A 14,343-nucleotide genomic window follows, 5' to 3' on the forward strand; every position below is an offset into this window, starting at 1 on the left:
GGGCGCCATCGGCGCGCCGGGGCCCCGCCGGTCCCGGCTGACGCGGGCGGGCGGGGCCGGGCATGGCGCTCCGGCGGGCTTCAGGCGTGCTCGGCGCCCGCGTCGGCTCCGGGGTCCGTCGTCGGGGCCTCGGCTCCGGTGTCGGTGAGGAGGCCGCCGCGCAGGCGGGTCAGGGTGCGGTTCAGCAGCCGGGACACGTGCATCTGCGAGAGCCCCATCCGCGCGCCGATCTCGGACTGGGTGAGCTCCTGGCCGAACCGCAGCGAGAGCAGCGTGCGCTCCCGGGCCGGCAGACCGGCCAGCATCGGCTTGAGCGACTCCAGGCACTCGATCAGGTCGTACGCGGGCTCCTCCTCGCCCAGCGAGGCCCGCTCGGCCTGCGGGTCGCGCTCCGCGTCCTCCTGCGGCGGGGCGTCCAGCGAACGCGCGGAGTAGGCGGAGGCCGCCTTGCGCCCCTCGATGAACTCCTCGTCGGTGACCTTCAGCCGGCGCGCCATCTCGCTGTCGGTGGGCTCCCGCCCGAGGTCCTGTTCGAGGGCGTCGTGGGCCTTGGCGGTGTCGATCCGCAGCTCCTGGAGGCGGCGGGGCACCTTCACGGCCCAGCTGGTGTCACGGAAGAACCGCTTGATCTCACCGCTGATCGTGGGCATCGCGAAGGTCGTGAACTCCACCCCGCGGTCCGGGTCGAACCGGTTGATGGCCTTGATCAGGCCGATCGTGCCGACCTGGACGATGTCCTCCATCGGCTCGCTGCGCCCGCGGAACCGGCGGGCGGCGAACTTCACCAGGCTGACGTTCAGCTCGACCAGGGTGTTGCGGACGTACGAGTACTCGGCCGTGCCCTCTACGAGTTCCGTCAGCCGCCGGAACAGGGCCACCGAGAGCGCCCGGGCTTCGCCGGTCGCCACGCCGGTGTGATCGGCACGGTCGGTGAGGGTGAGGGTGGGGTCGGTACGGTCCATCGTTCTGCGCTCCTCGGACAGGGCGCCCCTTCGGGGCCGTCGTCATGCGCGGTCGGCGTTCTTGTCCAGGTCGATATACCCGTTCCGATCGGCACATATCCGTACCAATCCCCCTGAAACCCCGCCGAGGGGCCCATCGCCGGTGTCCCACGGCGATGTTTCACGTGAAACCACGGAGCGTGACGGCGAGGGCGTGACGGTCAGCCCCGCCCGGGTCCCCGTACGAAGGCCCCCGCGCGGGCCGCCGCCACCGCGGCCTTCGCCGCCCGTTCGGCGGCGGCCTCGTCCAGGGGCTCCGCGGTGGTGAGGAAGCGGTAGTACAGCGGGGCGGACACGGCGCGGACCACCTCGGCGGCATCGGTCCCCTCGGGCAGTTCCCCCCGCTCCACGGCCTGCCGCACGCACGGCGCCCACTCCGCGACCCGGACCTCGTAGAAGCGGTGCAGGGCCTCGGCCGTGCGGGCGTCCCCGGTGGCGGCGGCGATCACGGCCTTGAACAGGGCTCCCTGGCGCGGGTCGGCCAGGGTGCGGCGGACGAGCTCCGCGTTGGCGAGCAGGTCCTCCAGCAGCGAGCCCGTCCGCGTCCGGGGCAGCGACTGCTCGGCCATGTCCGTCAGCAGGTCCGCCACCAGGCCCGCCACCGTGCCCCAGCGCCGGTAGACGGTGGTCTTGCCGACGTCGGCGCGCCGGGCGACCTCCGCCAGGTCCAGCCCGTGGAACCCCTGCTCGGCGAGCGTGTCCCCGGCCGCCTCCAGCACCGCCGCGCGCACCCGCGCCGTCCGCCCGCCGGGGCGCACGCTCCCGGGGGTAGCCGCATCGGCCCCGCCCGCCGACGCCGCCGCGCCCGCCGACGCCGCCGCGCCCGCCGACGCCGCCCCGTCCGCCGACGCCGCCCCGTCCGCCGTGGATCCCGCCTCACCCGGCAACGTCATAACGGGTCTCCAGTTCCATTAATCGCGATCTCTTGTTAGGTTGGGGCCATATTAACGGGCCTGCGGTGCCATTACCGCTCGCTGAAGGGATTTCGCCATGGAGTACAGACAACTCGGAACGTCCGGCCTCAAGGTCCCCGCCCTGAGCTTCGGCGCCGGAACGTTCGGCGGCCGGGGGCCCCTCTTCGGCGCGTGGGGCACCACGGACGCACGGGAGGCGCGCCGGCTCGTGGACATCTGCCTCGACGCCGGCATCACCCTGTTCGACACCGCCGACGTCTACTCGGCCGGCGCCTCGGAGGAAGTGCTGGGCCAGGCCGTGAAGGGACGCCGGGACCGGGTGCTGCTCTCCACCAAGGCCGGCCTCCCCACGGGCGACGGCCCCGGCGACGCCGGCACCTCCCGCGCCCGCCTGATCCGCGTCACCGAGGACGCCCTGCGCCGGCTGGGCACCGACCACCTCGACCTCTTCCAGCTGCACGCCTTCGACGCGGCCATCCCCGTCGAGGAGGTGCTCTCCGCCCTCGACGGACTCGTGCGCTCCGGGAAGATCCGCCACGTCGGCGTCTCCAACTTCGCGGGCTGGCAGCTGATGAAGTCCCTGGCCGCCGCCGACCGGCACGGATTCCCCCGCTACGCCGCCCACCAGGTCTACTACTCCCTCGTCGGCCGCGACTACGAGTGGGAGCTGATGCCCCTGGGCCACGACCAGGGCGTCGGCGCGATGGTCTGGAGCCCGCTCGGCTGGGGCCGCCTGACCGGCAAGGTGCGCCGCGGCCGGCCGCTGCCGCCGGACAGCCGCCTGCACGCGACCGCCGAGTACGGGCCGCCGGTCGAGGACGACCACCTCTACGACGTGGTCGACGCCCTCGACGGCATCGCGCGGGAGACCGGCCGGACGATCCCGCAGGTGGCCATCAACTGGCTGCTGCGCCGCCCCACCGTCGCCTCGGTCATCATCGGCGCCCGCAACGAGGAGCAGCTCCGGCAGAACATCGGCGCGATCGGCTGGGAGCTGACCCCGGAGCAGGTGGCCCGGCTCGATGCCGCGAGCCACCGCCCGGCCCCGTACCCGTACTTCCCCTACGAGCGCCAGGAGGGCTTCGCCCGGCTCAACCCGCCGCTCACCGGCCCGGGCGCGCCGGGTGGCTCCGAACGGTGAGGGTGCGGATGCAGAAGGTGATTAGTGTGCATATTTTGGCCTTGTGGTCAAAGATCCCGGATCACGCGTTACGCCCCCTTTGAGGAAGGCCTCACCCATGAAGCGTTTCCCCGTGATCGGCGTGCTCTGCGTCAGCGCGGCGTTCGGTCTCGCGGCCTGTTCCGACAGCAGCAGCAGCTCGCCCGCCGAGCAGGCCAGCCAGGCCGCCGCCGACCTCTGCACCGACCTGAACGCCCTCAAGGCCGACAACGCCAAGCTGCGGACGCTCGACCCGGCCGTCGCGACGAAGGACCAGGTCAAGGACGCCTACAACGCGGTACAGAAGGACTGGGAGAACGTCCGGAACAACCTCACCAAGCTGAAGGAAGAGCAGCGCAACGCGGTCAAGGCGGCCGCCGAGAGCCTCAAGAGCGGGTACCAGGACCTGCCCGGCGACACCACCGGCAAGGACGCGCTCACCAAGCTCCAGCCGCAGATCCAGACGCTCGACCAGGCCACCACGGCGGCCTCGACCAGCCTCAAGTGCTGACGGGCTGACCCCCGGCCGGGGGCCGGCACCCAGCCGTCCGGAGGGCGCTCCCGCCCCCCGGACGGCTTTCGGCGGTTCCGTCTCGTCCATCCGTACGGCCCCGGGACTCCAGGACGCCCCGCCGGACCGGGTGCGGGCGGTCTACGCCGCCGACGACACGACGGCCCCCCGAGGGCGCCGTACGCTCACCCGTCCCCGGGATCCGCCGGGCGTCCTGTCCCCTCGCCGGCGCGGCCCCCGGCCGCCAGCAGCGCGAGGACGGCCAGCACCGCCAGCAGGATGAGGACCAGCAGCAGCACCGTCAGCACCGTCGGGTGGTTCCACAGCGCGAACACCAGCGCGAGCGCGAGCAGGGCGCCCAGGGTCAGCGCCCGCCGCCGGGCCAGCACCCAGCTCCCGGCGCTTGCGGTCCGCACCCCGTGCGCGGCCCCCCAGCGGACGGTGGAGTCGGCCGCGCGCTCGGACCTGCCGCGCACGGCCCGCGGCAGCCGCCCGGCCCCGGACAGGTAGGCGCCGAGCGCCACGACGACCCCGAGGACCATCGCCGTCCGCAGGCTGACCCGCAGGAACCGCACCAGGGTGTCGAAGATCGCGGCGGCCGCCGCCGGGGACTGGACCTGCTCGGGCAGCTGGTCCAGGTAGGTGCGGCGTACGACGGCCAGGGCGATGGCGACGAGCAGGCACGCGGCGGCCGCGCACAGGGCCGTCACCACCAGCGCCCGGCGGCGCCGCCGCGCGAGCAGCACCCCGGCGGTGGCGAGCAGCACCGTCAGCACGGGCAGCCAGTTTCCGGCGAGGTCGAGGAGGCGTACCGCGTTCCTGATCTTCTTCAGCTCGTCGGACTGGAAGAGCACCATCTGCTTGTCGACCTCGGGGATCTTCTCGGCCGGGGAGAGCCCGGCCTTCACGAGGTCCTGTTTGACCGTCTCGACGGCGGCGCCGACGTCGAGGGTGACGGTGCCGTCGTCGACGCCGACCGGGCCGCGGCCCTTCCCGGTGAGCGCGCGCACCACCGACTGGTGGGCGGTGCGGTTGGCCTGCGTCCAGATCTGCTCGAAGGCACGGCTGGAGACGAAACGGGCCGCCACCTTGGAGACGGCCTGGTCGGCGGCGGAGTCCAGCTGGGGGCCGAGCGATTTGACCGCCGCACCGACGCGCGGCGGCAGGCCCTGTGATTCCAGCCACTTCGCCAGATCCGCGGTGACCTGCGCGCCGTCGATGCGGGCGCCGGCCGCCTCGGTGATGCGGTGTACGGCGGCGGCCTCGACCGCCGGGTCCGAGGCGAGGGGGGCGACCGTGGACACGTAACGGTCGTTGTCGAGCACGATGTCGTGCACCCAGACGGTGAGCAGGGAGACCGGTACGAAGAGGCACGCGAGCACGATCAGAACGGCGGACGCGGTGCTCGCGGCGACCCGCCCCGCACGGCGCCGCCGCCCCGGCGGCCCGGGGGGCGGCGGGGCCGACGGCCCGGACGGGGGCCCGGACGGGGGCCCGGACGGGGGCCCGGGGGGCTCGGACGGCAGACTCATGGCCCTCCCGGGGACGGAGGAGGCGCAGCGCCTCACCCGTCCATTGGAAGGGCCTCAGGGGCGCGGGCGCACCCCGGCTTGGGCCCACCGGGTGGCGGCGCCCTCAGCCGGAGGCGCCCCGCCCCTCCGCGCTCCCGGAGGTCCCGGAGCCCCCGCCCGCGGCCCGGCGGAACTCCGCGTTGATGCGCTGGGCCTCCTCCAGCTGGTCCTCCAGGATGACGATGCGGCAGGCCGCCTCGACGGGAGTCCCCTGGTCGACGAGCTCCCGCGCGCGGGCCGCGATCCGCAGCTGGTACCGCGAGTACCGGCGGTGTCCGCCCTCGGAACGCAGCGGGGTGATCAGACGGGCCTCCCCGATCGCCCGGAGGAAGCCGGGAGTGGTGCCGAGCAGCTCCGCGGCCCGGCCCATCGTGTAGGCGGGGTAGTCATCGTCGTCCAGCCGGCCGCCGAGCGATTCGTCACCTGTCATCTGCACCTCTTCGTCTGAACGCGTCGCGGGACCGGGGCGCCGCACGGCACCCGGCCCGGAGCAAATACAACACCATCCGCCCGGACGGCGCGGTGCATAGAATCCGCTTCCATGTCGAAGCCTGACGAGCTGCTCGTGGACATCGCCACCCTGGTGGAGTCCGCGCAGAGCAATCAGATGTCCCTGACCGTCGTCACCGGGGGTGCCGTCATCACCGGCCGGCTGGCCCCCGAAGCCGTCTGGAGGCAGCGGGTGGCGGAGGTCCTGACGGACTCGGCCCGCCTGGGCGAGTTCTCCGGAGCCTTCACCGAACCGGCCGGCCCGGCCGAGCCAGCCGAGCCGGCCGACCGGCCCGGTTCACCCGGTTCACCCGGTTCGTCCGGTCCGGCCGCCTCACCGCGCAAGGACGGCCCACCCACCCACCTCCACTTCCACGTCGCCCGCATCATCCAGGGCACCGTGGGCATCCCGGAGACCGGCGGCATGTACCGCGTCTCCATCGAGGATGTCAGCGCCTGGACCGTGGGCGACTTCAGCTACTCCGACCACTGACCGCCCCCGCACACACGGGAAGGGCCCCACCGGTACCGACCGGTGGGGCCCTTCCCCTGTGCGCTGTGCGCGTCTGCCTGCGGCTACGCCGCCACGCCCGCCCCGGGCCGCCCCGCGGGCGTCCGGGGGCCCCGGGAGCCCTGGGCCCCCCGGGCGGCGAAGGAGCCGCGCGCAGAGCGCTCCGAGGGCGGCGCGGTCACCGTCACGGGCACGCCGGACGGGGTCCGGGCCCCGGTGATGCGGCGCAGCTCCTCCTCGCCGGACCGGACCTGCGTGGTCTGCGGGACGATCCCGGCGGCGGCCATCAGCCGGACCATGTCCCGCCGCTGGCGCGGGGTGACCAGGGTGACGACGCTGCCGGACTCGCCGGCGCGGGCGGTGCGGCCGCCGCGGTGCAGGTAGTCCTTGGGGTCGGTCGGCGGGTCGACGTTGACGACGAGGTCGAGGTGGTCGACGTGGATGCCGCGGGCGGCGACATTGGTGGCGACCAGCACCGTCACGTGCCCGGACCGGAACCGCGAGAGCGTCCGGGTGCGCTGCGGCTGGGACATCCCGCCGTGCAGCGCGGCGGCCCGCACCCCACTGAAGAGCAGGTCCTCGGTCAGCCGGTCGACCCCGTGCTTGGTGTCCAGGAACATGATCACCCGGCCCTCGCGGGCGGCGATCTCGGTGGTGGCCGCCTGCTTGTCGTGGCCCTGGACGTGCAGGACGTGGTGCTCCATGGTGGTCACCGCACCGGCCGACGGGTCCACGGAGTGGACCACCGGGTCGTTCAGGTAGCGGCGTACGAGGAGGTCGACGTTGCGGTCGAGGGTGGCGGAGAAGAGCATCCGCTGGCCCTCCGGGCGCACCTGGTCGAGCAGGGCGGTGACCTGCGGCATGAAGCCCATGTCGGCCATCTGGTCGGCTTCGTCGAGGACGGTGACCGCCACCTGGTCCAGCAGGCAGTCCCCGCGCTCGATCAGGTCCTTCAGCCGTCCCGGCGTCGCGACGACCACGTCGCGCCCGCCGCGCAGCGCGGCGGCCTGGCGGCCGATGGGCATACCGCCGACGACGGTCGCCAGCCGCAGCCGCACGGACCGGGCGTACGGGGTGAGGGCCTCGGTGACCTGCTGCGCGAGCTCGCGCGTCGGTACGAGGATCAGCGCGAGCGGCTGCTTCGGTTCGGCGCGCCTGCCCGCCGTGCGGGCCAGCAGCGCCAGTCCGAAGGCGAGCGTCTTGCCGGAGCCGGTCCGGCCGCGGCCGAGTACGTCACGGCCCGCGAGCGCGTTGGGCAGCGTCGCCGCCTGGATCGGGAACGGCTCGCGCACCCCCGCCGCCTTCAGCGCGGTCAGCAGCGGCGACGGCATGCCGAGGTCGGCGAACGCCTCGACCGGGGGCAGGGCGGGAGTGAGGGTCCGGGGCGGCGCGAACTCGCGGTTCTGGCCACGCGAACCGGATGAGCCGTACGAGCGATTCAAAATACGGAATCCTTCCTTGATGTGCCGGCGCATATCAAGGGATTCCCTCGGCCTTGTACTGTGCGGCGGAGAATCGCGAGAACAGGCCGAATGAACGAAGAAGCCGGGGCCCGCACCCCGAAGGGTGCGGGCCCCGGCTCGCATCTGCGTCAGCGTCAGGCGGGAACGATGTTCTCCGCCGTCGGGCCCTTCTGGCCCTGCGCGATGTCGAAGTTGACCTTCTGGCCTTCCTGGAGCTCGCGGAAGCCCTGGGCGGCGATGTTCGAGTAGTGGGCGAACACGTCAGCGCCGCCACCGTCCTGCTCGATGAAGCCGAAACCCTTTTCGGCGTTGAACCACTTCACGGTACCTGATGCCATGTCATATCTCCTTCGGGGACGTGCGGAACCCCGTCCGGAAAAGACCGGCAAATGCGAGAACATCTCGGGAACCACAACTTCAACTGATATCGACAGTAGCACGCGGAACCCCGGCCCGGACGCCGGAAAACCCGCCCCATTTCGAGGCCCTAAAAACCCTCACCCGGCCCTCTTTTGAATCCTCATTCGGCGGCGACAGATATTCCCTCCCGGGGGAGGGAGAGGCCGTCGCGGGGCCCCTCACGGGGTGGCGGGGCGGGCCTCCCGGGTCCGCGCGGCGGCGTGGGGCGCGATCCGGCGGCGCCGGGCCGGCATCAGCATGGTCGGGTGGGAGACGCTCCACGCCGCGCCCGAGCAGATGAGCTCCTTGATGCGCGCGCCGGTCCGGCCCGTGATCACGGTGGAGGTCGGCCGGTCGTCGGGGGTCACCTTCTGGAGCATTCCGTCGCGGCGGCCGAGGCTGATGCACTGCACGCTGTAGCCGATCGTGCTCCCGGGAACCGTGCGACCGGTCAGGCGCGCGGCGAGGGCGTCGGCCGCCCGCCAGGCCATCGGGGTCGCCGTCGCGCAGGCCATCCGCAGCGGCTTTCCGCCCGGTCCCTCGGCGAGCGCGGCGTCACCGACGGCGTACACGTCGGGGTGGGAGACCGAGCGCATGGTGGCGTCGACGACGATCCGCCCGGTGTCCGACACCTCCAGCGTGCTGGCGGCCGCGATCGGGTGGACGCCGAAGCCCGCCGTCCACACGGTCACCTCGGCCGGGATCCCCCCGCCCGCGGCGGTGACCACGCCGTCCGCTCCGACGCGCGTGACGTCGGCCCCCTCGTGGACCGCGATGCCGAGCCGGCCGAAGACGCCGCGCAGGTGGCGCCGGGCCTTCCCGCTGAGCCGGTCGCCGATCTCGCCGCGGGCCGCGATGGCCACCTTCAGGTCCGGGCGGGCCTCGGCGATCTCGGTGGCCGCCTCGATGCCGGTCAGGCCGCCGCCCACCACCAGGACGGCCGCGCCCGGCGCCAGCTCGCCCAGGCGGGCCCGCAGCCGCAGCGCGTCCTGCTTCCCGGCGACGGTGTGGGCGTGCGCGGCGGCCCCGGGGACGCCGTGGTCGGCGGAGGTGCTCCCCAGGGCGTACACGAGGGTGTCGTAGCCGAGGGTCTCGGCGCCGTGCTCGCCGGTGAGGCCGACGGTCCGCCGGTCCGCGTCGACCGAGGTGACCCGCGCCTGCCGCAGCCGCACGCCGGTGCCTGCGTACAGGTCGCGCAGCGGGCGCCGCCGCAGGTCCTGGCCGCTCGCGAGCTGGTGCAGGCGGACCCGCTCGACGAACTCGGCGTCGCCGTTGACCAGGGTGATCTCGACGTCGTCGCGGTGCAGTCGCCGGGCGAGACGGCCGGCGGCGATGGCTCCGGCGTATCCGGCCCCGAGGACGACGATGCGGTGCTTCATGGCTGGCTCGCTCTCTCTCCGGTGGGATTCACCTCCTGAACCGGACGGCCGCGCGATCCCTGACAGGAAGCGGCTGTGACGTGGGTCACCAGATCTGCGTGAAGGGCCGGTGGGGGCCGGCGGCCGCCCACTGGCGGGTGATGCGCTCCAGCTTGTCCGGGTTGACCTGGATGTGGATCGCCCCGATCCCCTCGGCGGTCGGCGCGAGGCAGATTACGCCGAGGATCCGCCCGCCGGCCGAGATCAGCGCGGCGGGACCGCCGTTGACGACGGCGGCATGGAAGGAGGCGCTGCCGCCGACCTGGGCCCGCTTGGCCTCGCTCGGCCGGAACAGCCCGCGCAGGTAGCGCGCGATGTGCAGCGCACCGATGACCGGCGTCCGGCGGGCCCGGACCTCGGCTCCGCCGTCGGCCACGCTGACCGCGTCGTCGGTGAGCAGCCGGATCAGCGGCTCGGTGTCGCCGCTGAGGGCCGCGGCGAGGAACTCCTCGACGGCCCTGCGCGCGGCGGCCGCGTCGACCTCGGTGCGGGCCCGGCCGGTGGCCAGGTGCTGTCTGGCCCGCCGGTGGATCTGCTGGCAGTTGCCCTCGGTGAGGTCCAGGATCTCCGCGATCTCGCGGTGCGGGTAGCCGAAGGCCTCGCGCAGCACGTACACCGCGCGCTCGTTGGGCGACAGCCGCTCCATGAGGGTGAGCATCGCGATGGACACCGACTCGCGCTGCTCGGCGGTGTCGGCCGGACCGAGCATCCGGTCTCCGGCCAGGACCGGCTCCGGGAGCCACTGGCCGACGTAGGTCTCCCGCCGGACCCGTGCCGAGGTGAGCTGGTTGAGGCAGAGGTTGGTGAGCACCTTCGTCAGCCACGCCTCGGGCGTCTCGATCCGCTCCCGGTCGGCCGCGTGCCAGCGCAGGTACGCGTCCTGCACCGCGTCCTCGGCATCGCCGGCCGAGCCCAGCATCCGGTAGGCGATGGCCTCCAGACGGCCCCTGGAGCGCTCGAACGGATCGGCCTCGTACGCGGGGAGCGGCATCAGGCCATGATCGGCCATGGCTGCGAACGGCGTCCACCCCCCGCTACGCCGCCGGCCCCCTCGCTGGGGGGCGAGGGGGCCGGCGGGGGCAGGTCGGGCGGTGGGTCAGACGGCCGGTCAGGCGGTCGGTCAGACCGTCGCCGGGACGCCGAGCAGCGCGCTGGCCCGCTCGAGCGGGCTGGTGGCGGGCTGCGGCGCGGCGGCGCTGGGAACGGCGCGGCAGGTGAAGCCGAGCTGGGTCATGGCCCGGATGACTTCGCCGGCGCTGAAGTCGCGCCGGTCCTGGCGCGTGACGACCTGGCCGACCTGCTTGACGGGGTAGGTGCGGCGGCCGATGATCACGGACTCGCCGACGACCGGCTCGGGCTTGATGCCCTTCATCGATTCCAGGACGCCGCTCTTGGTCAGGTCGAACGGGAAACGGGCGATGACACAGCGCATGGATGCCTCACAGGAAGAAGGGGGACGGTCGTGCCGCGGGGAGTCGGTTCAGCGTGCGAGGGCGAAGACGCCCAGGGGACAGCCGCTTTCGTCGACCACGGGCAGTGCTTCGAGCCGGCGGTGGCGCATCGCGTGCCGGGCCTCGGCCGTCGTGGTCAGCGGCGAGGCGAACGGCCCGTGGTCCTCCAGGACGTCACGCAGCCGGATCCGGTCCGTGTACGCGTCGCCCTCCCGGACGGCGGCGAGCCGGGCCCGGCCGACCAGCCCCACGCACAGGCCGTCCTCGTCGCAGACGAGCAGACGATCCGTGCGGGCGCTGGTCATGACCGACAGGGCCACCTCGACCGTCATGTCGTCACCGACCTGCGGACCGGCCGCCTCCATGACGTCGCCCACCGTGCGGTGCGCGTAGCCGGTGTGCGGGGAACCGGTGTGCGTGGAACCGGTGTGCGCGGGGCCGGCGTGCGTGGAGCCGGCGTGCGCGGGGCGGGGTTGCGTGCGGACCAGCGTCACCATGTGCCTCCTGCAGAGATGGGTCAGGTTCCTGAGCACGTGGTGGTCAGGCCGCCGGACCGTTGGAGGACTGCGGTCCGCCCGTGCGCCGGGCGCCCGAACGGGGCCTGCGCCGGCCGCGCGAGGTACCGCCGGCGCCGCTGCCGCGCTCGCGCCGCTCGGACACCGGTGCGGTGATGGTGACGGCGATACCCGAGGGCTCCTGGGCGCCGGTGATGCGGTTCAGGGCCTCTTCGCCCGGACGGACCTGCGTGGTCTGCGGGGTGATCCCGGCGGCGGCCATCAGCCGGGTCATGTCGCGGCGCTGGTTGGGGGTGACCAGGGTGACGACGCTGCCGGACTCGCCGGCGCGGGCGGTGCGGCCGCCGCGGTGCAGGTAGTCCTTGGGGTCGGTCGGCGGGTCGATGTTCACGACGAGGTCGAGGTGGTCGACGTGGATGCCGCGCGCCGCGACGTTGGTCGCGACCAGGACGGTGACGTGCCCGGTCTTGAACTGGGTGAGCGTCCGGGTGCGCTGCGGCTGGGACTTGCCGCCGTGCAGCGCGGCAGCCCGCACACCACTGTTGAGCAGGTGCTCCGTCAGCCGGTCGACGGCGTGCTTGGTGTCCAGGAACATCATCACCCGGCCTTCGCGCGCCGCGATCTGCGTCGTCGTCCGCTGCTTGTCCGCGCCGTGGACGTGCAGCACGTGGTGCTCCATCGTCGTGACGGCGCCGGCGGACGGGTCGACGGAGTGCACGACCGGATCGGTCAGGTAGCGGCGCACCAGCAGGTCGACGTTGCGGTCCAGGGTGGCGGAGAACAGCATCCGCTGGCCCTCCGGGCGCACCTGGTCGAGCAGGGCGGTGACCTGCGGCATGAAGCCCATGTCGGCCATCTGGTCGGCCTCGTCGAGGACGGTGATCGCGACCTGGTTCAGCCGGCAGTCGCCGCGGTCGATCAGGTCCTTCAGCCGGCCCGGCGTGGCCACGACGACCTCGGCCCCGCCGCGCAGCGCGGCGGACTGCCGGCCGATCGACATGCCGCCGACGACCGTGGCCAGCCGCAGCTTCACGGCGCGGGCGTACGGGGTGAGGGCGTCGGTCACCTGCTGCGCGAGCTCGCGCGTCGGTACGAGGATCAGGGCGAGCGGCTGGCGGGGCTCGGCGCGCAGCCCGGCGGTGCGGGCCAGCAGGGCGAGGCCGAAGGCCAGGGTCTTGCCGGAGCCGGTGCGGCCGCGGCCGAGGACGTCCCGGCCGGCGAGGGTGTTGGGCAGGGTGGCGCCCTGGATCGGGAAGGGCACGGAGACGCCCTGCGTGCCGAGCGCGGCCAGCAGTTCCCCGGGCATGTCCAGGTCGGCGAAGACGTCGACCGCGGCCAGCGCGGGGGTGATCGTCTTGGGCGGGGCGAATTCGCCCTGGACCGCGGCGGGCCGGCGGCCGTAACCGCTCGATCGGCTCGGACCCGCGGAACGGCCGGGGGTGGACGAGCCGAAACGGCTGCCACGGGGCGCACCCGCGCCGCCCGTGCCGAAAGCGGGACCGCCACTGCGGCCGCGGGTGCGGGAGGAGCGCTCATTGGTGCGTACGGGGTTCATTCAGAACCTTCCTTGATACGACGGCACGCATCAAGGAACTCCCGCAGCGGAACGGCGGCGCAGGGAATTACGAGAACGGGCCGAATGGAATTCGAAAGCGAACCTGGCGTGCGGGAAATCCGTAGGGGCTCAGGTGCTGGTGCTGGTGCTGTAATGGGCGACGTCGGAGGGACGTGCCCCGAATGCTGCGTTCCGCAGGCGGAACCACTGCGGAAAAAGCGTGCAGCCGGGGCCCGCACCCCGAGGGATGCGGGCCCCGGCTGCACCTTGCGCGTCAGCGTCAGGCGGGAACGATGTTCTCGGCCGTCGGGCCCTTCTGGCCCTGCGCGATGTCGAAGGTGACCTTCTGGCCTTCGAGCAGCTCGCGGAAGCCGGCGGCGGCGATGTTGGAGAAGTGGGCGAACACGTCGGGGCCGCCACCAGCCTGCTCGATGAAGCCGAAGCCCTTCGCCGCGTTGAACCACTTGACGGTGCCGTCAGCCATGTCATATCTCCTCTGACCCGGAGATTGACCGGGAATTCAAAGCGCGTCTGGGCCGGAAAAATGCAACCCGACATCGACAGTAGCATGCTGGGGTGCATTGTGTCCGCTCAATTCCACCCTCTTATGTGCGGTGGTAAAAAGTCTCCTCGCGGGGTCCATCAAACTCTCAGACCGCGGACATAGATAATTGATTCGCGGGGCGGCGTGGGGTCGTCGGCCCCACCGCCAGGGCGAGGGCCCCGAGAAGCAGGGCGGCAGGCCGCCGGTGCCGGCCCAGCGGTTCAGCCGCGTTCCTCCTCCGCGGCCTCCATGAGCCGGATGCCCTGGTGGGTGAGGGTGACCATGGCCGGGATGTTGCCGGGTTCCCAGTCCACGGTGATCAGGCCCTCGCCCGCCAGGTAGGTGCAGGCGGCGGCGAGGTCCTGTTCCGGTACGCCGAGGTCGCGGGCGAGCCGGGTTCCCGTCATCCCCAGCAGGCGGTTGCCCTCGATGGCTTCGTATAGGGCCCCGAGGATCTGCTCGCGATAGCCCTTTCGCTCGCGGAGGGTCGCCATGACCGCTCCTCTCCTACGGGGTGGGGCCCGTGGTCGTCAGATCTCGTCGGCGTGGGTCTCGGTGCGGCTGCCGACAGGAGCTCTGCTGCTGGTCAGCCAGGAGCGCGCGGGTCCGGCGGCGGTTTCGGTGTCCACGGTGAGGTGGAGTCGGGTACCGCCGCCCCGGGCCGGGTAGCTGCGCTGCTCGGTGCCGGCGAAGCAGTGGCGCAGGACCTCCGCGACCGCGCGGGCGGCCTCGGGAGAAGCGGCGACGATGCGTACTTCCGCCTGCCCGGCCGACGGCATCGCCCCGGGGTCCGTCCCGCTCGTTGTCACGGGGCGTGGTTCTTGTCGGCTGGAGACGGAACG

17 protein-coding genes are annotated in these 14,343 nt (G+C 73.1%); 3 read left to right on the forward strand and 14 right to left on the reverse strand.

The genetic code is table 11. The features are described 5' to 3' along the window. Window positions 1–80: 80 nt before the first annotated feature. Complete coding sequence (locus tag ACFYYT_RS16810; protein ID WP_351831814.1) at window positions 81–962, reverse strand: SigB/SigF/SigG family RNA polymerase sigma factor; 882 nt, start codon at window positions 960–962, stop codon at window positions 81–83. A gap of 200 nt (window positions 963–1,162) precedes the next feature. After that, window positions 1,163–1,894 carry a TetR/AcrR family transcriptional regulator gene (locus ACFYYT_RS16815; RefSeq protein ID WP_388608271.1) on the reverse strand — a complete coding sequence of 244 codons (732 nt, stop codon included), beginning with the start codon at window positions 1,892–1,894 and terminating at the stop codon, window positions 1,163–1,165. Window positions 1,895–1,991: 97 nt separating this feature from the next. Between ACFYYT_RS16815 and ACFYYT_RS16820 the strand changes: the two genes are divergently transcribed. Then, entirely contained in the window at window positions 1,992–3,056 is a 1,065-nt protein-coding gene (locus tag ACFYYT_RS16820; RefSeq protein WP_351824636.1) for an aldo/keto reductase, read from the forward strand. 97 nt (window positions 3,057–3,153) lie between these two features. After that, window positions 3,154–3,585, forward strand: a complete 432-nt coding sequence (locus tag ACFYYT_RS16825; protein ID WP_351824633.1) for a hypothetical protein — start codon at window positions 3,154–3,156, stop codon at window positions 3,583–3,585. Window positions 3,586–3,770: 185 nt separating this feature from the next. Here ACFYYT_RS16825 and ACFYYT_RS16830 read toward each other — a convergent pair whose 3' ends face one another. Next, window positions 3,771–4,967 (reverse strand): hypothetical protein, encoded by a 1,197-nt coding sequence (locus ACFYYT_RS16830; RefSeq protein WP_351824630.1) that lies wholly within the window; start codon window positions 4,965–4,967, stop codon window positions 3,771–3,773. Window positions 4,968–5,220: 253 nt separating this feature from the next. Further along, entirely contained in the window at window positions 5,221–5,586 is a 366-nt protein-coding gene (locus tag ACFYYT_RS16835) for a MerR family transcriptional regulator (RefSeq protein WP_351824628.1), read from the reverse strand. Window positions 5,587–5,697: 111 nt separating this feature from the next. Between ACFYYT_RS16835 and ACFYYT_RS16840 the strand changes: the two genes are divergently transcribed. After that, the gene (locus ACFYYT_RS16840; protein WP_351824625.1) at window positions 5,698–6,138 is read left to right on the forward strand and encodes a hypothetical protein; all 441 of its coding nucleotides are present in this window, start codon (window positions 5,698–5,700) and stop codon (window positions 6,136–6,138) included. An 83-nt stretch (window positions 6,139–6,221) separates the two neighbouring features. Here the strand turns inward: ACFYYT_RS16840 and ACFYYT_RS16845 are convergent, their stop codons facing one another. The 10 genes from ACFYYT_RS16845 to ACFYYT_RS16890 form a co-directional block, all read right to left on the reverse strand. Further along, window positions 6,222–7,631, reverse strand: coding sequence for a DEAD/DEAH box helicase (locus ACFYYT_RS16845; protein ID WP_388608276.1), 1,410 nt, complete (start codon window positions 7,629–7,631; stop codon window positions 6,222–6,224). Window positions 7,632–7,753: 122 nt separating this feature from the next. Then, a complete protein-coding gene (locus ACFYYT_RS16850; protein ID WP_014047008.1) occupies window positions 7,754–7,957 on the reverse strand; it encodes a cold-shock protein in 204 nt (67 codons plus the stop codon). A gap of 240 nt (window positions 7,958–8,197) precedes the next feature. Beyond that, complete coding sequence (locus ACFYYT_RS16855) at window positions 8,198–9,397, reverse strand: FAD-dependent oxidoreductase (protein ID WP_351824620.1); 1,200 nt, start codon at window positions 9,395–9,397, stop codon at window positions 8,198–8,200. A gap of 85 nt (window positions 9,398–9,482) precedes the next feature. Next, complete coding sequence (locus ACFYYT_RS16860) at window positions 9,483–10,427, reverse strand: RNA polymerase sigma-70 factor (protein ID WP_351824617.1); 945 nt, start codon at window positions 10,425–10,427, stop codon at window positions 9,483–9,485. Between the two features lie 129 nt (window positions 10,428–10,556). Further along, window positions 10,557–10,868, reverse strand: a complete 312-nt coding sequence (locus tag ACFYYT_RS16865; protein WP_351824615.1) for an SCO5918 family protein — start codon at window positions 10,866–10,868, stop codon at window positions 10,557–10,559. A 48-nt stretch (window positions 10,869–10,916) separates the two neighbouring features. Beyond that, window positions 10,917–11,381 (reverse strand): CBS domain-containing protein, encoded by a 465-nt coding sequence (locus ACFYYT_RS16870; protein WP_388608410.1) that lies wholly within the window; start codon window positions 11,379–11,381, stop codon window positions 10,917–10,919. A gap of 46 nt (window positions 11,382–11,427) precedes the next feature. Continuing rightward, on the reverse strand, window positions 11,428–12,957 hold the full coding sequence (locus ACFYYT_RS16875; protein ID WP_351824612.1) for a DEAD/DEAH box helicase: 1,530 nt from the start codon (window positions 12,955–12,957) through the stop codon (window positions 11,428–11,430). Window positions 12,958–13,237: 280 nt separating this feature from the next. After that, on the reverse strand, window positions 13,238–13,441 hold the full coding sequence (locus ACFYYT_RS16880) for a cold-shock protein (protein ID WP_351824609.1): 204 nt from the start codon (window positions 13,439–13,441) through the stop codon (window positions 13,238–13,240). Between the two features lie 281 nt (window positions 13,442–13,722). Further along, complete coding sequence (locus tag ACFYYT_RS16885) at window positions 13,723–13,995, reverse strand: hypothetical protein (RefSeq protein WP_351824607.1); 273 nt, start codon at window positions 13,993–13,995, stop codon at window positions 13,723–13,725. A gap of 36 nt (window positions 13,996–14,031) precedes the next feature. Further along, the gene (locus tag ACFYYT_RS16890; RefSeq protein WP_351824641.1) at window positions 14,032–14,280 is read right to left on the reverse strand and encodes a hypothetical protein; all 249 of its coding nucleotides are present in this window, start codon (window positions 14,278–14,280) and stop codon (window positions 14,032–14,034) included. Window positions 14,281–14,343 lie beyond the last annotated feature (63 nt).

The organism is Streptomyces sp. NPDC002032, from assembly GCF_042890765.1.
In the GTDB taxonomy this organism is placed as follows: Bacteria; Actinomycetota; Actinomycetes; order Streptomycetales; family Streptomycetaceae; genus Streptomyces.

Bases quoted from the DNA above. Each gene is read 5' to 3' on its own strand.
- ACFYYT_RS16855 (WP_351824620.1), bottom strand. From the start codon at position 9,397: ATGAAGCACCGCATCGTCGTCCTCGGGGCCGGATACGCCGGAGCCATC.
- ACFYYT_RS16885 (WP_351824607.1), bottom strand. From the start codon at position 13,995: ATGGCGACCCTCCGCGAGCGAAAGGGCTATCGCGAGCAGATCCTCGGG.
- ACFYYT_RS16850 (WP_014047008.1), bottom strand. From the start codon at position 7,957: ATGGCATCAGGTACCGTGAAGTGGTTCAACGCCGAAAAGGGTTTCGGC.
- ACFYYT_RS16815 (WP_388608271.1), bottom strand. From the start codon at position 1,894: ATGACGTTGCCGGGTGAGGCGGGATCCACGGCGGACGGGGCGGCGTCG.
- ACFYYT_RS16880 (WP_351824609.1), bottom strand. From the start codon at position 13,441: ATGGCTGACGGCACCGTCAAGTGGTTCAACGCGGCGAAGGGCTTCGGC.
- ACFYYT_RS16865 (WP_351824615.1), bottom strand. From the start codon at position 10,868: ATGCGCTGTGTCATCGCCCGTTTCCCGTTCGACCTGACCAAGAGCGGC.
- ACFYYT_RS16825 (WP_351824633.1), top strand. From the start codon at position 3,154: ATGAAGCGTTTCCCCGTGATCGGCGTGCTCTGCGTCAGCGCGGCGTTC.
- ACFYYT_RS16835 (WP_351824628.1), bottom strand. From the start codon at position 5,586: ATGACAGGTGACGAATCGCTCGGCGGCCGGCTGGACGACGATGACTAC.
- ACFYYT_RS16890 (WP_351824641.1), bottom strand. From the start codon at position 14,280: ATGCCGTCGGCCGGGCAGGCGGAAGTACGCATCGTCGCCGCTTCTCCC.
- ACFYYT_RS16810 (WP_351831814.1), bottom strand. From the start codon at position 962: ATGGACCGTACCGACCCCACCCTCACCCTCACCGACCGTGCCGATCAC.
- ACFYYT_RS16820 (WP_351824636.1), top strand. From the start codon at position 1,992: ATGGAGTACAGACAACTCGGAACGTCCGGCCTCAAGGTCCCCGCCCTG.
- ACFYYT_RS16840 (WP_351824625.1), top strand. From the start codon at position 5,698: ATGTCGAAGCCTGACGAGCTGCTCGTGGACATCGCCACCCTGGTGGAG.
- ACFYYT_RS16875 (WP_351824612.1), bottom strand. From the start codon at position 12,957: ATGAACCCCGTACGCACCAATGAGCGCTCCTCCCGCACCCGCGGCCGC.
- ACFYYT_RS16845 (WP_388608276.1), bottom strand. From the start codon at position 7,631: ATGCGCCGGCACATCAAGGAAGGATTCCGTATTTTGAATCGCTCGTAC.
- ACFYYT_RS16860 (WP_351824617.1), bottom strand. From the start codon at position 10,427: ATGCCGCTCCCCGCGTACGAGGCCGATCCGTTCGAGCGCTCCAGGGGC.